Here is a 17,914-nt window from a genome sequence, read left to right on the forward strand (position 1 = left end):
GGGACGGGGTCACCGCGCGGATCGCGGCCCGGCTGGCGGAGGTCACCGCGGCGGCGCCGACCGCACCGCCGTTCACCGAACGCCTCGCCGCCGACGTCACCGACCTGCTCGCGGTCGGCGAGGCGGCGAAGGTGAACTTCACGGCGGGCCTGGTCACCTCGCTCAGCGGCATCGCCGGGTTCGTGCGGCAGGTCAACCCGGCCGACCGCTACAACCTGACGCACCCGGCCGAGTATGCGGCCGCGATGTCGGAACTGACCGCGGGACTGTTCGTCGCCGCCTCCGACCCGGGCGCCGTCGTCTCCGCGATGCTCACCGATCTGCGGGAGCACCCGTTCGAGGTGTCGGGTGGCCTCGCCGGGGACGCGCTGCTCACCGCCGCGACCGGCGGCGTCGGCGGGGTGGGGGCCGCCGCGGTGCGCGGGACCGAGCACATCGTGGACGCCGCCGACACGCTGGTCGACACCGCCCGGCTCGTCGACCGCGCGCCGGACGGGCATCATGCCGCGGACCCGCCGCCGGACACCGCGCCCGCCTCCGTCGACCCCGCCGCGCCGGGACCGGGACCGGAGCCGCGGGCCGATCCGACGCCGACCCCGCAGCAGCTCGCCGATGCGGACAGTGGCGCCCACCATGCCGCGACCGACAGCGGTGTCGAGGCCGACCGGACCGGCCACCAGAACACCGAGGGCGGCGACCCCGTCGACGTGGCGACCGGCGAATTCCTGCTCCCGGAAACCGATCTCACCCTGCCGGGGGTGTTGCCGCTGGTGCTGCGGCGGCGGCACCGGTCGAACCACCGGTTCGGGCGCTGGTTCGGGCGGAGCTGGTCGGCGACCCTCGACCTGCGGGTGGTCGTCGAGGACGCGGGCGTCACGTTCCTCGCCGAGGACGGCGTCATGCTCCGCTACCCGCACCCGGAGGTCGGCGCGGCGGTGCTGCCCGCGTCCGGGCAGCGATGGCCGCTGACCCGCACCGAGGCGGGCGGCTACCGGATCGACGACCCGGACCGCCGGATCAGCTGGCACTTCGCACCGAAACCCGAGCTGGCGGGGCTGGATTCGGCGCTCGGCAACGTGGCGATCAGCGCGATCACCGACCGGCACGGCAACCGCATCCTGCTGCGCTACGACGCGGACGGCGCGCCGACGGACGTCGTGCACTCCGGCGGCTACCGGGTGCGGGTCACCACGGCGGCGGGCCGGGTGACGGCGTTGGCGGTGGTGGACGGCGACGCGGCCGTGACGGTGCGCGAATTCGGGTACACCGACGGCGACCTCACCTCGGTGACGACCGGGGACGGCGGTACCACCCGCTACGAGTACGACGCCGACGGCCGGATGCTGGCGTGGGTCGACTCCAACGGCACCCGGATGGACAACGGCTACGACGCGTCCGGACGGGTCGTCACCCAGCGCGGCACCGCGGGAATCATGAACTGCCGCTTCGACTACCGCGAGCTGCCCGCCGGCCGGGTCACCGTCGTCACCGATTCCCTCGGCGCCGCCACCACCCACGGCTTCGACACGGACCTGCGGCTGCGGGACCTGATCGACCCGGCGGGCGGGCACACCCACACCGACTACAACGACCGGCGCGAGCCGCTGCGGGTCCGCACCCCGGACGGCGCCGTCACCGGCTACACCTACACCCCGGACGGGGACGTCGCCCGCATCGTCCGCCCCGACGGCGAGACGCTGACCGTCGACTACGGCGCGCCGAAACAGGCTGTCGCCGTGCACCATTCGGGTGGGGAGGTCACCAGGCAGGCGTGGGACGGCCGCGGCAGGCTCGCCGCGGTGACCGACTCGTCCGGCGCGCGGACCACGTACCGGCACCACGACACCGGCGCGGTCGCCCGGATCACCGACCCGACGGGTGCGACCACCCTCGTCGACTGCGACGGGGCGGGGCTGCCGGTCGCGATCACGTGTCCGTCCGGCGGTGTCACCCGGATTGAGCGGGACGGGTTCGGGCGGCCGGTCCGGGTGACGGACCCGACCGGCGCCGTGACCACCCGGCGGTGGTCGCCCGGCGGCCGGCTGATCGAGGCCACGGATGCCGACGGCGGCACCGAAACCTGGTGTTACGACGGGGAGGGCAACTTCCTCACCCACAGAAATGCGGTCGGCGGGGTCACCGCGTACCGGTACGGCCCGTTCGACCTGCTCACCGAGCGCATCGACCCCGACGGCGTGAGTACCCGGTACACCTGGGACACCGAACGGCGCCTCACTGCCGTCACCAACCCGCTCGGCGACACCTGGACCTACCGGTACGACCCGGCCGGACGCCTGATCGCCGAGACCGACTACGCCGGCGCGACCACCACCTACACCCGCGACGCGATGGGCAGGGCTGCGGCGGTGACCGGCGCGACCGGGGTCACCCGCACCCACCGCCACGACATCCTCGGCCGGCTGACCGAGGTGCGCGCCGACACCGGGGAGTACCGCCGCTTCGGCCACGACGCCGCCGGCCGGGTCACCGCCGCCGCGTCGGGACGCGGTGACGACGTCACGCACCTGATCGAACGGGGTTACACCGCAGCAGGTCTCGTGTCGAGCGAGACCGTGGACGGCCGCCGGGCGGGATACGAGTACGACGCCGCGGGCCGCCGCACCCGCCGGTCGGGCGCGTCGGGCGCGGACACCGGGTGGCGGTGGGATCCGGCGGGACGGTTGGCGGCGCTCACCGCAGAGGGGCGCACGGTCGGGTTTACCCACGACCCGCGCGGCGCAGTGTCGGGGTGGCGGCTCGGCGAGGTCGCGGTGACGCACACCCACACGCAGTCCGGGCGCATCGCCGCGCGGACCGTGACCGCGCATCCCGCGCCGGCTCTCGACCTCGGGCTCGGCGGACCGTCGAGCACCGTCCTGCGCGAGGACGGGTACGACTACCGGGCCGACGGCCACCTCACCCGGCACACGCGCCGCGCGGGGGAGACGGGGATGCGCACCGACTACCGGCTCGACCCGGTCGGCCGGGTCACCTCCGTCGACCGCGGCGACGGGCCGGGGGAGCGGTACGGATACGACGGGCTCGGCAACGTCACCCGCCGCGGCGACGACCGACGCGAATACCGCGGCAACCTGATCATCCGGGACGGCCGCACCCGCTACCGGCACGACGCGGCGGGACGACTGGTCCGCAAGACCGTCACCCGGCCGTCGCGGAAGCCGGACGTGTGGCGGTACCGGTACGACGCATTCGACCAGCTCGTCGAGGTCGTGACGCCGGACGGGCAGCGGTGGCGGTACAGCTACGACGCGTACGGTCGCCGCACCACCAAGAACCGGATCGCCGACGACGGGACCGTCGTCGAGCGGAACCGCTTCACGTGGGACGGTGCCCGACTCGTCGAACAGGAGACGGCCGGGCAGATCAGCAGGTGGACGTACCAGCCGGGCGGGTTCACGCCGCTGACCCAGTCCCGGGTCGACGGCGAATTCTTCGCGATCGTCACCGACCTCGTCGGTTCACCGGTCGGGTTGGTCGACCCCGCTACCGGGGTGGAGGTCGGGTCGGCGTCCGCGGACTTGTGGGGGCGGGCCAGCTGGCAGGGGGAGTCGACGCCGCTGCGGTTCCCCGGCCAGTACCTCGACGACGAGACCGGGCTGCACTACAACCTGCACCGCTACTACGACCCCGACCTCGGCCGGTACGTCACGCAGGACCCGCTGGGGTTGGCGCCCGCGGCGAATCCGAGTGCGTACCCGCACAATCCGACGGGGTGGATCGATCCGTTGGGGTTGGCGCCGGAGGCGTGCGGGGGTCACCGACCTCCCAATATGTCGCCCGATGGCGCGGGCCGCCATGGCGCGTTCAACCAGGTGAAACGCGATCTGGGTATCCCGGTCGGGCAGCAGCCGCTGGCTGTCGACCCGAACTATGATCGGCGAGGACGATTGCAGCCGGGTAGCAGCTATGTATTCGAGGTACCCGTCGAAGGTGGGGGGACGAGAAGAGTGACAATCCGAGACGACGCCGGGGGACACATTTTCGTCGACGACCCATCCCAGAATCGGGGACCGCACTTCAACGCCCCGAACGGTGATCACTATGACTACTGAGAGCGGTGATCTGTCGCTGGACCGGGCATCGTGTGCGGACGTACCGCTCCTTCGGTCGGTTTCGGCGGAGCTTTCGGACATCGACGTCCTTGGTATCGAGGTGAATCGTTCATCAGTTGCAGGACTAACCCCAGCTGCCGGCGTAGCGGAGGCGGCGCACGCTGCATCGCAAGCGTTGTCCTTGCTGTCGGACGAGTTATGGGGGCTCATGCTGGTCGCAGCGTCCTGGCCTACCCAGCCCCCCAATCGACTTGCCGCAAGCCTCGCGATGAAGCACAGGGTCTGGGGGCAATGGGAGAGAGAATCCGTCATGCTTCCGGTGGGTGCCCGGCACGATTTTCCGCTCACCCGGTCGGATGACAGGCTGCGGTTCGCGGGATGGCTTGACTGCGATATCGAGGAGTTCGGAGTTGCCATCGAAGTGACGCGAACGCATCCAGCGCTCTGCGTTCTGCATCCGGAGTCGGTGTCGGGGGATTTGCACTCGGTCATTGACCGCGCACTACAGGGTCTCGGTGATCCGGATCCCGACGGGGGCGAACTCCTTCGTCGACTCATTCCAGCACTTCAGCTGGGGGCACTAATCGTTCGTGGATTTGGCGTCTTCGACGACCGACGTGTAGGCGTCGACATTTACGCGCAGGCGCGAAGGATCGATGCGATCGAGGACAAGCTACCTGGCCAGGCGCAATAGCACACAATTATCGGATCTTACCGATCGGGAGTGCCCTGTTTGGCTGCGTCTCACTCGGCAACCCGTGTCGCACCGCCTCGAGACGGTCCAGGTTCGACCACTTGGCCGTACGCACTGATGTCACAGGCGGGTTCTGGTAGGACTCTTGCGACGACGAGACCGGGCTGCACTACAACCTGCACCGCTAGTACGACCCCGCGCTCGGCCGGTACGTCACGCAGGACCCGCTCGGGTTGGCGCCCGCGGCGAATCCGAGTGCGTACCCGCACAATCCGACGGGGTGGATCGATCCGTTGGGGTTGGCGCCGGAGGCGTGTGGGGGAAATCGTGTGTCCACGCAGTCCGGCTACCCGGAGAGCCCAATCTCGGCTGAGTACTTGCGGTCTGAACTTCTCGATCGACAGCTGTCGAGTCTATTCACGGATGACGGACGATTGCATGACGATGTGCTCGCGGGGGCGTATGACGTCATTCGAGGGGAGAATATTGGCAATCCGGAGTTCGCCCGGCAGGTCGCGGAGCGAGGTGGTGATGTTCGTGACTGGGCGAAGTTCACGAGTGGGTCGATGCCTTGGCAGCATGGCCGCGTGGAGGCTCACTTCTACATGAACCGGATGACTCTGGAAGTGATGTACGAATTGGACTACAAGTCGAAAGTGATGTGGTCAAGGTGATCGTAGAGCTGAAACCAGCAGGTGAGCGGGTTCCCAATACTGTTGGGGCGCCATATCCGACCCTGCTGGAGGGCAGATCAGATGTGCTGGAGATTGCAATCTCGCATCGGTCCGACACCACGTACCGGGTAATCGACCAGTCCGGGCTGGCGTCGATCTGGCCGGCTGGGATGTTCGACGTCGTGGACAACGCGGTGCCTGATGGATGGATCTTGATCCCGGGTCGAGGTGGGGGGCTGATGATCACCCACAGAAGATTCGCTAGGGCGGGCTTCTGGGAGGACTACTTCGACGGCCATCCCGACGCGGTAGAGGAATTCGCGGACGTTGTTTCCGAACTTGGCGGTGGACGGTATCCGGTGAATCGGTGAGACGGGGCAGTAGGACATGACGCCTTTCGCCTCCGAACGCGCGTCATTCATGAACTCGAACGGTCAGCCGATCAGCCCGTTCACCGCAAAGCCGGTGCAACCAGAGCGGGGACTCGGTGGCGCGATGGCGCCAGAGTATGTCCGATCTCGAACCCACGTGGAGTTGTACTGATGCTGTCAACTTATGACGATGCCGCCCGAGCACTGAATGCGGTGCTGCCGAGTCAGATAGTGCGGGCGGAGTCTGCTCCGGGATTCTTCACGTTGTTCGGTCCTGACTGGCACGTCGTCGTCTTCTGCCGTTGGTGGTTGGCGTTCCCCGATGGTTTTATTGTCGACGGGGATTCGCTGGACGCGAAATCGGCGGCGACGGTGGTGGACTCGATGCTGGGGAGGACCGTCGACCGGTTCGCGTATGCGGCGGATCGCCCGGAAGTGGCCCAAATCGCTTTCGAGGATGGTGAAGTCCTCGGAATCGAGACTGACTCCGATTACGAACCCTGGTCGCTGCACACGCCGTTGGGTTCGTTTACTGCTGCGTTGAGCGATTTTCGGGGAGGGATGGCCGAGATGACCCTTCCCGTCCGGGGGTTGGAATGAGCGATGGGCCGCAGTCGGTGACGGGCGAGTCGGTGGTGTCGCCAGTGGGGCCCTGGCTTCACGTGGCGGTCGACGCCGACGTGCGCGCGATGACCGAACTCGCCGCGACACGGGGCGGGCGAGTTGTTCATCTCGACGGCGAGACTCTCACGAGCGTCGCCGCGGTATTCGACGGCTATGCGGTGGCCTTCGGCTTCCCGGACTACTTCGGACGGAACTGGGCGGCCTTCGACGAGTCCATCACCACGCTGGCCGGGTGTCCGTCCCCTATTCAGCTGACGGTGATCTCCGGTGCTGACGACCTGCTTGCCGACGATCCCGACGATCTCCCTGTATTCCTGCGCCTGCTCGACGAGGCGGGACGGTCCTGGTCGCGGATGTTGGGTCTCGGTCCGGAGTGGGGCGGGGGCGCCGTCGCCTTCAACACCGTGCTCGTGTGCTCGAGCAGCAGGGGCGCCGAGCGGCTGCTCCGAGCGCGGTCGTGGAAAAGGCCGGGGTGACAGTCGCCATTGACGACGCGGCGCTCCCACGGTTCCGGTCTACCGACGCCCAACAGAGTTGGATTCGCCCCGGTGGTCGTCGGGGAGCCGTGCTTGAAACGAAATGCCCGTCGAGTTCCAGGCAGATCAGCCCCGGGGACGGCCAAACGGTGTAGCAAAGCCGGGCGATCGAGCGATATCGACAACAGGACATGACCACTGTGGACATCGTGCCTGGACATCGCGTCGACGGCCCGATTGCGTGTTGCCGATGCTGTCGCTCGACAATCGGAGAGCAAATGAGGATGCGTGTCGTTGCCGTGCACGGTGCTTGCTTCGTACGGACTGCCTGAGCAGGGCTACATCGGCCGCGACATCTGTGAACAGCACGACTGGTGACGACAAGGATGCGGTGACGAACAGTGGCCAAGAAGAATGATGCGCTGGAGTCGCTCGACTTCGTGCTCACCCTCGGGACACACGTCCTCGGGATACCGGCGGGACTCCGGTCATCGATCGCCTCGGGTATCGCTGCCTCGATCGATGCACAGGTCGTCGGCCGCCTCCGCGACATGCCGGTCGATTCCCTGCGGGGCGCACTCCCGAAGGGCACCCGGCTGGGCGGACTCACGGGGTCGTCGCTCGGGACGGTTGCCGATATCGTGTGCGCGACGCCGCAAACCCTCGCGTCGGTTCCGGGCGTCGGCCCACGGTCGGCCTCCGCGATCCACTCCGAGGCAGTTGCGCAGCAGCAGCGGGTCCGGTCCGAGGTGCGATTTCGCCTCGACGCGGATGCCCGGGCCGCCGACGACACCGCAATCCTCACGTCACTGCTGGCGTTGCGTCAGGTCGAGCCGGCGGTCGAGCGGTTGCGGGCACCGGTGACGGCGCTGGGTGGCAGGGTCGACGTGCATCGAGCAGGGTGCGAGCGTGCCGGTAGCCGCTTGTCGATGTTCTTCTCCGGCAAGGCGAAGAGAGCGGCGGCGCTGGCAGCGGTGATGGGCATCGAGCAGATCGCGGCCGATCCGGCGGTGGTGAGGTTGAAGGCGGATCTGATGACTCTCGCGGACTCCCCGCCCATATACGCGGATCCGTGGGGCGACTACGAACGGGACGCGGCGGCGGTCAACGCGTTGCTGAGCCAGTTCCTTTCCGAGGGGTCGGCCGACGACGAGCACTCCGCGCACGGCTACCTGACACGGGAGTTCGTCGACGAGGCCGATCGAGTTGCCCTGGATCGGACTCATCTGCGGTCGTTCCTGCGTGGCTACCAGGCATTCGGGGCTCAGTACCTTCTCGCGCGGGGGAAGGCGATTCTCGGCGATGAGATGGGACTGGGCAAAACTGTGCAGGCGCTCGCCGTCGCGGCGCACCTCGCAGCCGAAGGCAAACAGCACACGCTGGTGGTGTGCCCGGCCAGTGTGGTGAGCAACTGGATCAACGAGACGGCCAAGCACACCGACCTGCGGTCGTGGCAGGTTCACGGACCCGAACGGACGACGCGACTCGACGCGTGGGCAGCGGAGGGCGGCGTCGCCGTCACGACCTTCGACACCCTCAAATCGGTTGTGGTGTCGACCGAACCGGACCTGCTGATCGTCGACGAGGCCCACTACATCAAAAACCCTGCGACACAACGGGCCGCGGCGGTCTGTGCCGTCCTCGACTCCAGCGACCGAGCCGTGCTGCTCACCGGCACACCGATGGAAAACAGGGTCGACGAGTTCAAGAACCTCGTCGGGTACGTACAGACGGCCGTGGCGCGGCGACTGCATGTGCGGGACGGCCTCGCCGGTGCTACGGCGTTTCGCAAGGCGGTAGCCCCCGCCTATCTGCGACGTAACCAGGTCGATGTTCTCGGCGAGCTGCCGGACCTGATCGAGGTCGAGGACTGGGTCTTGTTCGGCGGCCCCGATGCCACGGCCTACCGTCAGGCGGTCGCGGACGGAGGTTTCATGGCGATGCGGCAGGCGGCCTACGAGCCGGCGACCCGCGCCGGCTCGGCGAAGCTGAACAGGCTTCTCGAGATTGTCGAGGAAGCCGAAGCTGGCGGAGCCAAGGTGCTCGTGTTCTCGTACTTCCGCGGCGTCCTCGACACGGTCCGCGACGCGCTGCCAGGGGCGGTGTTCGGTCCGATATCCGGATCGACCGCGACTGCCGCCCGGCAGAGGATCGTCGACGACTTCACCGCCCACACGGGTAGCGCGGTGCTGCTGGCACAGATCGAGGCCGGCGGGGTCGGTCTCAACATCCAAGCGGCATCGGTCGTCATTCTCACCGAGCCACAATGGAAGCCGAGTACCGAAGCGCAGGCCGTCGCGCGCGCCCATCGGATGGGACAGATTCGGACGGTCCAGGTGCACCGCCTCCTCGCAAAGGACAGCGTCGACGAACTGATGCGGTCCGTGCTGGCGAAGAAGTCGGACCTGTTCGACGAGTACGCGCGGCGTAGTCACGCCAAGGAGTCCGATTCCGCGTCGACCAGTGCGGGGTGGGACGGCGGCGTCGTGCCGACGGAACAGGATTTTGTTCGGGCCGAGCGGGAACGATTGGGGTTGGGTCTGGTTGGCGGGCGCGCCGACCATCCTGACCAGTCCGAAGACAGGCATCGGTGACGGCGCGGCCCAGTAGGACTTTGTTGGGTGGGGAACGTGCGGTGACAGGTGAATCTTCTTATCCACCAGCTAAATTGATCTTGTTCACGACCTTTCGCGGAGTTGCCAACCCAGATCGCGCCATCCATCCGCGCACACCAGGTTCACCAGGCGTTGGTCGGCGGACCCGGCGCCCGCGACACACGGTTTGGTCGTTCGCTAGTCTGCGACGGAAATCCGGGCGAGACGAGGGGGGGTCGGGTGGCGGTGGCCTCGATCGGCGGCGGTGGTGAGACGTTCGATACCCGTCTGCGACGCGAAGCGATGGCCTGGCTGACCGTCAGAACCAACGACGGACTCGAGTCGATCACCCGAACGGACCTCGAGGACTTCGCGATCGACGGGCAGCCGTTCAAGCTCGTCGACCGAACGCGCGGCATCCGCAAGCCGAAGGAGATCGCGGCGGCGCTGTCGATCAGCACCACCTACCGTCCCGTCGGCGCCGAGCGACCGTACGAGGACGAGGTCGGTGCCGACGGCTTCCTTCGCTACAAGTGGTCGGGTACCGATCCGGACCACATGGACAATCGTGGCCTGCGCAACGCGATGAACCAGGGTGTCCCGCTGATCTGGTTCTACGGGGTGGGGGTCGGCACCTTCCAGCCGATCTACCCGGTGTACATCGTGGCCGAAGAACCCGAGCAGCATCAGTTCGTTGTCGCGACGGAGGTCGCCCGCGACCTGCATCGACCGGACACCCCGGCCGAGTCCCAGCTGCGGCGCTACGTGATCGCGGAGACGAAGCGTCGTCTGCACCAACCGGTGTTCCGGGCCACGGTAATGCGTGCCTACGACACCCGGTGCTCGGTCTGCGCACTCGCGCACGGGGAACTGCTTGACGCCGCGCACATCGTGCCGGACGCCGACGCCGCCGGCATCGCCTCGGTGACGAACGGGCTCGCGATGTGCAAGATCCACCACGCCGCCTACGACGTTCACATCCTCGGCGTCACGCCCGACCTGGTCGTCGAGATCCGCCAGGACCTGCTTGAGGAAATCGACGGGCCGATGCTCGAGCATGGCCTCAAGGAGCGGCACGGGCAGAAGTTGATGGTCGTGCCGGCCACCCGTTCCGAGAGGCCCGACCGTGACCTGCTCGCCGTCAGCTACGCGAGGTTCCGCGGAGCAGGGTAGGGCGACAGCGCGGGTGACCGATGCTGTGCGGCCGGTTCTGCCGTGCGGCGCTGGATGTCGTGTGAATGAATGACAGGGCGCATGGTGCGGTTGCCGGACCGTCAGAGTGCGCGTGTACCTTGCGATTCCGGTGAGGTGTATCCGCGAGGTGATTGACGAGAGGTGGCAATTCTCCCAACACGGCGAGCGGCGGCCGATTTGTCCGCCCGCGCCGTCGAGGGTGGGAATGGCACGTATAACGTCTCGACCTGATACGCGGTCGATTCCCGCCGGAACGCCCGGAGCATCACGTTCCGGTCCGGTGTCGACGTTTGCCACGTCGGTGCGGTCCAATCCAGAAAGAAGCGAGAAGCAGTAGTTGTCAACAGTGCGCGATCCGTTCGACTTCAGTGACTATGCGGGGTCCCGGCCCGACTCCGACACGTCGTGGTCGGCTGGCACGTCCAACACGGCAGCGGCCTTCGACCCGTTCTCGGGGGAGTCGTCGACGGCCCCCGGTGACGCGGGAAGCGCCTTCGGCGGATTCGCGTCCGGGGGGACACTGGACGTGTTCGGTGCACAGGCGGCGCGGCTGACCGCGTCCGCGCTGTCAGGCGAGCCGCCGGTGAAGTGGCTGGTCGCCGCCGGCGTGGCCGCGGTCGTCGGTGCCGGGACCGGCGTCGGGGCGGTCATCGCCGGTGGGCCGACGATTGTCGCGTTCCTCGGCTGGCTGCTTGCCGGGCCCGCCGCTGTGCTTCTGCTCGGCGGATTCACGACCCGCGACACCGCGCAGCGGGCGCTCCCGTCGTACACCGAGAAGGCTGCCGCGAAATGGTGCTACGGGATCGTCGCGGCCGTCGCACTCGTCGGCATCGTCCTGGGCGCCTGGTCGATCGCGGACTGGGCGGGTCGGCTGTGAGGGCGCGGTCGGGGGCCGCGGTCGGCGTACTCGCCGCGCTGCTCGGGTCGTTCGCGCTGATCACCCCGTTCGCCGCCGCCCAGCCCGCACCGTCGGCGGTCGGCGACTTCGGTGCCTGCCTCGCCGCGCGGCAGGAGGGCGACGTCCTGCTCGTCATCGACGAATCCGCGAGCCTCCAGGCGTCCGATCCGGACGCGGCACGTGTTTCGGCCGCCGGCTACCTGGTGGACCGATTGGCGTCGTTCGTCGATTCCGCGGGTGTGAGCCTCAACGTTGCGGTCGCCGGCTTCTCCGAAGACTTCACACTCCACGCGGGATGGACGGACCTCACGGACGCGACCCTCGCCACCGTGCAGGGGTCGGTCGACGCCTTCACCGATCGAGCCACCGGGATCGACACCGACTACCGCAATGCCCTCGACGGTGCCCGCAGCACCCTGGCCGAACGGGGCCGCGCGGCGGACGGCGGCAGCCGCTGTCAGGCGGTGGCCTGGTTCTCCGACGGCAAACTCGACTACACGCCGCGCGACGCCGAGAAGCCCTATGCGCCCGGTGTGTCCCTCGCAACCGATGCGGGAGTCGGGCAGGTCATCGAGAAGGCGGCCGAATCCCTCTGCCGCCCCGGCGGTGTCGCCGACCAGCTGCGATCCTCGGGGGTCACGACCTTCGGGGTTGGGCTGGCCGCGGGCACCGCGCACCCCTCGGACTTCGGCCTGATGCGGGCCATCGCGACCGGCGACGACCCGGAGGCAGGTGCGTGTGGCGCCGTGACGACGCCGCGACCCGGCGACTTCTACGTCGCGCAGAACATCGACGACCTGCTCTTCGCCTTCGACGCGCTCAGCACCCCTGGTCAGGCGCCCCTCGTGCAGGACCGGGGCGTGTGTGCGCGGGAGATCTGCGACGACGCGCAGCACCGCTTCGTGCTGGACAACTCGATCGCATCGGTGACCGTCCTCGGCTTCGCCGATCGGGAAGGGCTCGTCCCGACCTTGGTGTCACCGAACGGCGACGCCCTCGCCCTCCCTCGGGATGGGGCGGCCGGACCGGTCCAGGCCCGCGTCGGGGGAGCCGACGTGACCTACGAGTGGTTGTCCCCGCGGTCGGTGTCGGTCTCTATGCGTTCCGCGGATTCGGTTCGGTGGCAGGGCATGTGGGCAGTTGCCTTTGTTGACCCGGACGGGTCGAGGCCGGACGCGCGGTCGAAGTCAAACGTCCACATCACCGGTGGCCTGTTCCCGGCGTGGCTCGGCTCGAGCGGTGCTGTCGTGCGCAGCGGGGACACGGAATCCGACCTGCACTTCGGCGTCGTGGACGCCGACCGGAGCGAGATCGACCCGACCACGCTGCAGGGCACCGCGTCGCTGTCGGCCTCGTTGACCGACAGCGCCGGCGTCACCCGTCAGCTCGCCGACGGCGTCCCCAAGGATCGCATCGGTGAATCCCGGAAGCTGGATCTCACCGACGTCCCGCCCGGACCGGCGACGCTGCGCCTGACACTCGACGTGACCACCGCCGCCGCGCGGTCCCCCGAGGGCACCGTCATCGCGCCGGGGACGACGCTGGCGCCGCAGTCGGTGGACATCCCGCTGACGGTCGCGCCGCCGAACGGGTACCCGACCGTCGCGCCACGGATCGACTTCGGCACCGTCGAGGGTGCGGGCCCCTTCGCGGGGGAGCTGCTCGTCGAGGGCAAGGGGTGTGTCTGGCTCGAGCCGGGTACCCCCGCGCGCATCGACTCCGCACCCGACGGGACCGGCGCGCCTCGGCTGACCGGGTCGGCCGCATCCGCGGCGGACTGCCGGCAGGTGGCGGATGGCGAACGTGCCGCCCTGCCCGTCGAACTCGCCGTCGATGCCGCGGGCAACGGACCGGTCAACGGGTCGGTCCAGGTGATGGTCGCCCCGGAGGGGGAACCCGACCGCGCGATGCCGGTCGACGTGCCGTTCACCGCCGAACTGAGGAAGCCGATCGATGCGGGACGGTTCGGTCTGATCTTCGTGCTGGCCCTGGTGGCTAGTGTCCTGATCCCGCTGGGACTGCTGTGGCTGCTCAAATGGCGCAACGCGCGCATCTCGCAGGAAACCCTCAAGGCCCAGCGGTTCGACGTGACCATCCGGGACGGCGAGGTGCTGCGCGATGGCGAGTCGGTGTTCGTCAGCGAGCACGGCTGGACCATCGCCCCCGGGCTGGGCAAGCCCACCCGGGGCATCAGCCTTGCGGGTGTGGACCTGCAGACCCGAACCGGACTGTCGCCCTTCGGCTCCGGTGCGGTGACCGCGACCGTGGCCGGACGCGTCTGCGCATCGAGCACGTCCGGGGTGCCCGATCGGAACGGCCGCGCGACTTTGCCGCTGGCGGTGCGCAACACCTGGATCGTGGCACACGACCCGATGGGGCCCGCCGACCTGGCCACGGTGGTGGTCCTGGCCGGTGGCGACACCGGGCCGGAGGCCCGCGACCGTCTCGTCACGGGCCTGCGGGACCGGCTGCCCGGGGTGGTCCGGGGCATCCGAGACCGTGCGGACCGCGGGCCCGCATCGGGTTCGACGACGCCCGCGGCACCCACGGCGCCCGCGACCGCGTACGACCCGTTCGGTCCGGCGCCGAGCAGCCCGGCGCCGAGCGGCCCCGCGGCGCCGGCCGCGCCGGCTGGTGTCGCCCCGGCCGCGCCGGAGGCCCTGCCGTTCGACCCGTTCCGGCCGCCGACCCCGTAATCGCGACTCGGCTCTCAGCTTTCAAGCTCTCTCGATGTGGAAGGACCGTAATGAGGCGGTTTCTCGTAGTTGGATGCGGTGGATCGGGCGCGGTCACGCTCTCGTACATGATGGACCAGCTGCGCTCGGACCTGGCCGCGGTCGGCGTTGACCGGATCCCGAGCGGCTGGCAGTTCGTCAGCATCGACGTGCCGACGGCCCCGGAGTCGGGACCGGACGGGCTCGACAATGTGCGTGACCAGGGCGGGTACTACTTCGGCAGTGGGCCGCAAGGGGATTCGTACGCCGTGCTCGACAATGCGCTGACCAACCAGCTCATTGCGCGGAACCGGCTCGACGCCATCGCCACCTGGGCTCCTCGGACCCCGTCCGACGTGACCGTCCCCATCGGCTCGGGGGCGGGCCAGTATCGGGCGCTGGGCCGGATGATCACCCTGAGCAAGGCGGGTGGGATCCGGGAGATCCTGCAGCGTGCCTGGGAGCAGCTGTCGACGGTCGAGACGGCCACCGAGATGTCCGCCCTGAACATCCCGGGCGGCGGATCATTCGAGCCGGGTGAGTCGCCCATCGTCCTTGTCGTTTCGTCGATGGCCGGCGGCGCCGGCGCGTCCATGGCGCTCGACGTATGCCGGCTGCTGACCCTGATCCCGGGCCTCGATCCGCGGCTGATGGGCGTGTTCATGGTCGCCCCGGACATTTTCGATGGGCTGGGCCGGAGCGCGACGACCGGTGTGCGGGCCAACGCGCTGGCGATGCTCGGCGAGATCGTCGCCAGCCAGCTCGGCTCGGCGCGCGAGCACGACGTCGAGATCCTGCGCGCGCTCGGGCAGCAGCACGGGGCAGGGGAGAACGTGCCCTTCGCCCGGGTGTTCCCCGTCGGCCGGCGGGTCGGCGTCGAGGGCGCCCCGTTCGGGGACGGCTCGACGACGGCCGTCTACCGGGGACTCGCCCGCGGGCTCGCGGGTCTGATGATGAGTGGCACCGCCACCCGGCAGTTCGTCCAGTACGACCTCACCAACGGGGCCGGCCTGCCCGGTCAGCGGGAGAACATCGGCTGGGGTGGGCAGTGGGACAACCTGCCCTGGGGCACCTTCGGCTTCTCGAGCCTGAGCATGGGACGGGACCGGTACGCCGAGTACGCGGCCCAGCGGCTCGCGCGCAGCGCCGTCGACCGGCTGCTCGACGGCCACCGCGACCCGGGTAGCCCGGTGTCCGACGACGACCAGATCGCGGGCATCCTCGACAGCCAGTGGAACACCCTGCTCGGCGAGATGGGACTGCCTGTGGTGCACGCGGATCCGCGGTCCGCGCAGGCCGGTGTCGGTCAGTGGCTGACCCAGCAGGTGCTGCCGCAGGGTGACGCCACCCGGATGGCCGGTCAGATCGTCGAGAACGAGCTGCGCGGCTACCTCCCGTCCGGGTCCGGTGTCAACGCGAACCAGTGGGTGCCGGAGGTCCGGCGGGCTCTCGATCAGCGGCGGCAGGTATTGCGGACGTCGGCGGAGCAGCACGCCGTCGCGCACGCCTATCAATGGCACCGTGGTGTCGGGGAGCGGATCGAGGCCACCGTCGCGAAGGCGCTCGCCCAACTCGGGTTGCCCTACGCGACCGCACTGGTGAAGCGGCTCGCGGCGTACCTGAACGACGTGGTGCGCCCCACCGCCGAGGACCTTGCCGTGCAGCAGGCGCCGTCGGACATCGTCGCGCTGTCCGACGAGACACAGCAGGCGCTCCCCGGCCAGGGGTTCATCACCAGCGACGCGGTGTTCATCGATCAGGTGCTCACGGACGCGCGTGGCGGTGTCCACCGTCAACTGTTCGCCTCGCTGTCCGGCAAGGCCGCCGAGGTGGCGGTCGCCCTGGTGCCCGAACTGCTGCACCCGCTGCGCGACGCGCTCGACGACCAGCAGACCGGGCTGCGGCGCGCCCGCAGTAAGCCGGCCAGCGACGTCGGGCTGGCCCGGCTGGCGACCGACCAGTACGGGGCGTGGCCCGCCGATGCGGCCGACCGGGTGCCGAACCGGTTCGCCGAGGCCAACAACGAGGTGATGCTGACCCCCTCCGGCGACTTCATCGCCCAGTACCGCAGCGACCTTCCCGTCGCGGTCAGCGGCGGTGGCCTCGGCACCGTGCCGTTCGGTGACGCGGTGAAGCAGGCGGTCGCCGCGGTCGTCACCGGATTGTGGAGCACCATCGACGGCAGCACGGCGCCGGGTGCCTCGCGGCCGGTCGTGGAGCGAACGGCGGCGTGGCGGTCACGGGCGTTCCCGGCCGACCCCGGCACCGGGGAGGCGCTGATCCCGTCGGCCGCACGGTACGACGTGCACGTGGCGCCGAGTGACCTGCTGGGCCGGGCACGCAAGTATGTCGCGCGCACCGGGGAATCCTTCGACCGGTTCTGCCGGGTGTCGTTGCGGGAGTACATCGAGGACGAGACGGTTCCCGAGTACGCGCGGGAGGAGCGGCGGGAACGCCTGCGCGCCAGGTTCACCGAGGCGCTCTCCCTCGCGCGTCCGCTCGCGAGCGTCAGCCGACCCGCGCTCGAGGCGCTGCATCCGGGGCAGCAGGTCGAGTACCGGTACAAGTTCAGCGCTGTGCCGTTCCTGAACCTGCCGGTCTCCGAGGACCTGGCGATGGTGCTGCAGAAGAACCCGATGATCGACCGGGACACCGAGGCGGAGTTCGTGCGGTTGCTGTCGGACGAGGACAAGCTCACCCGCGTCGACATCTTCGGCTCGTACCCGAACTACTCGCCGCTGGCGTACGACTCGGTGCTGACCCCGGCCGCCAAGCAGTGGTCGGATTCGACTCCGACACAGCAGAACTCGTTCTGGCAGTGGCGCCGGTCCCGGCCGCTTGCCGCGTCGCTGCCGATGCACGACGACGAACGCCGGGCGCTGACCGCGGGCTGGTTCCTCGGCCTGGTCGTGGGTCGCCTGCGTCTGCCCGCCGAACCGTACGACGAGCCGGTGCGGGTGTGGGATTCCCGGACGGCCGGCTGGGTGGACTTCCCGCATCCGATGCTGACGCCGCCGGCCGCGTTCGTCGGGCCGAACGACTGGCTGCCCGCGGTGCTGGAGTCGGTGCTGCTGGCGATGTCCCGGTCGCACGAGCCGCCGGTGATGAGTTCGATGCTGCCCTACCGCGTGCTGCGGGGAATCTACGACGACACGGCGGAGAAGCCGGCCAGCGGAATCCAGCCGCTGTCGGCGAAGGCGCTGGTGACCGAGTGGCTGCGCACCGGTGACACCGGCACGGGATGGAACTCGCAGGTGTCCGGGACCGGCCCGGACGCCTCGATCGACGCCCGCGCCAAGGGCGCGATCGAGTGGCTGAGCAAGCCCCGAGACATCACCGGGGAGCACTACATGGCCCCGGGCCACGACGGCGCGCCCGGCGGCGGTGTCTTCTCGTCGGTGACGGTGCGCGAGCAGGCGTCGCGGACGCCCATGTTCCGCGACGTCGCCCCGGACGTGTACTGGGCGACGGGCGAGCTGATCCGGTTGATCGAGCAGTGCACGCCGCTCGCCGAGAACCCGCAGCAGGCGACCGTGACCGGCGCCACCGGCCCGGCACCGCAGGCGCCGGTGTACGTGGTCCCGGACGGCGGTGCGTTCTGA

The 17,914-nt window shown here is 69.3% G+C and carries 11 protein-coding genes and 1 pseudogene; all 12 read left to right on the forward strand.

Annotation, left to right across the window (positions count from 1 at the left end):
• On the forward strand, window positions 1-4,073 hold a 4,073-nt coding region (locus ACWF62_RS14165; RefSeq protein WP_452630383.1), incomplete at its 5' end, for a DUF6531 domain-containing protein.
• Window positions 4,063-4,767: a hypothetical protein gene (locus ACWF62_RS14170; RefSeq protein WP_378570000.1), complete on the forward strand. Its 705-nt coding sequence runs from the start codon at window positions 4,063-4,065 to the stop codon at window positions 4,765-4,767. The genes ACWF62_RS14165 and ACWF62_RS14170, both read left to right, overlap by 11 nt.
• Window positions 4,768-4,967: 200 nt before the next feature.
• Window positions 4,968-5,057, forward strand: a pseudogene (locus ACWF62_RS14175) (hypothetical protein); the annotation flags it as partial.
• 39 nt (window positions 5,058-5,096) lie between these two features.
• Window positions 5,097-5,441: a hypothetical protein gene (locus ACWF62_RS14180; protein WP_378506781.1), complete on the forward strand. Its 345-nt coding sequence runs from the start codon at window positions 5,097-5,099 to the stop codon at window positions 5,439-5,441.
• A complete protein-coding gene (locus ACWF62_RS14185; protein ID WP_452630385.1) occupies window positions 5,438-5,812 on the forward strand; it encodes a hypothetical protein in 375 nt (124 codons plus the stop codon). Before ACWF62_RS14180 ends, ACWF62_RS14185 begins: the two co-directional genes overlap by 4 nt.
• Window positions 5,813-5,983: 171 nt before the next feature.
• A complete protein-coding gene (locus ACWF62_RS14190; RefSeq protein ID WP_452630386.1) occupies window positions 5,984-6,412 on the forward strand; it encodes a hypothetical protein in 429 nt (142 codons plus the stop codon).
• Between the two features lie 44 nt (window positions 6,413-6,456).
• Window positions 6,457-6,912, forward strand: a complete 456-nt coding sequence (locus ACWF62_RS14195; protein WP_452630387.1) for a barstar family protein — start codon at window positions 6,457-6,459, stop codon at window positions 6,910-6,912.
• A gap of 440 nt (window positions 6,913-7,352) precedes the next feature.
• Window positions 7,353-9,506, forward strand: coding sequence for a DEAD/DEAH box helicase (locus tag ACWF62_RS14200; protein WP_452630389.1), 2,154 nt, complete (start codon window positions 7,353-7,355; stop codon window positions 9,504-9,506).
• A 240-nt stretch (window positions 9,507-9,746) separates the two neighbouring features.
• Window positions 9,747-10,679, forward strand: a complete 933-nt coding sequence (locus ACWF62_RS14205; protein WP_452630391.1) for an HNH endonuclease — start codon at window positions 9,747-9,749, stop codon at window positions 10,677-10,679.
• Between the two features lie 358 nt (window positions 10,680-11,037).
• Window positions 11,038-11,577 carry a hypothetical protein gene (locus ACWF62_RS14210; RefSeq protein ID WP_452630392.1) on the forward strand — a complete coding sequence of 180 codons (540 nt, stop codon included), beginning with the start codon at window positions 11,038-11,040 and terminating at the stop codon, window positions 11,575-11,577.
• Window positions 11,574-14,294: a vWA domain-containing protein gene (locus tag ACWF62_RS14215; protein ID WP_452630393.1), complete on the forward strand. Its 2,721-nt coding sequence runs from the start codon at window positions 11,574-11,576 to the stop codon at window positions 14,292-14,294. The genes ACWF62_RS14210 and ACWF62_RS14215 overlap by 4 nt, the downstream gene beginning before the upstream one ends.
• 50 nt (window positions 14,295-14,344) lie before the next feature.
• Window positions 14,345-17,914: a tubulin-like doman-containing protein gene (locus ACWF62_RS14220; protein ID WP_452630394.1), complete on the forward strand. Its 3,570-nt coding sequence runs from the start codon at window positions 14,345-14,347 to the stop codon at window positions 17,912-17,914.

The organism is Rhodococcus sp. NPDC054953 (assembly GCF_053609225.1).